Source organism: Streptomyces sp. P17 (genome assembly GCF_032436805.1).
Taxonomy (GTDB): domain Bacteria; phylum Actinomycetota; class Actinomycetes; order Streptomycetales; family Streptomycetaceae; genus Streptomyces.
Map to the genome: position 1 here is coordinate 1 of NZ_JAVRBF010000501.1, position 333 is coordinate 333.

Below are 333 nucleotides of genomic sequence, written 5' to 3' on the forward strand. Positions count from 1 at the left end.
GGTGGAGGCGCACGGGACGGGCACGAAGCTGGGTGACCCGATCGAGGCGCAGGCACTGATCGCGACGTACGGCCAGGGCCATGACGCGGACCGGCCCGTTTGGCTGGGCTCCTTCAAGTCCAACATCGGGCACTCCGTCGCCGCCGCCGGTGTCGCCGGAGTGATCAAGATGCTGATGGCCCTCCAGCACGAGGAACTGCCCCGCACGCTCAACGTCGGTCGCCCGTCATCGCTGGTCGACTGGGACTCGGGGGCAGTGGAGTTGCTGACGGAGGCGGTGGCGTGGCCGCGTGGGGAGCGGGTGCGGCGGGCGGGTGTGTCGTCGTTCGGGGT

Annotated in this window: 1 protein-coding gene; it reads left to right on the forward strand. The window is 70.6% G+C overall.

Going from position 1 to position 333, the window contains the following annotated elements; genetic code table 11:
* The coding region (locus tag RMT89_RS41870; RefSeq protein ID WP_399498916.1) for a hypothetical protein at positions 1–333 on the forward strand (333 nt) is incomplete at both ends.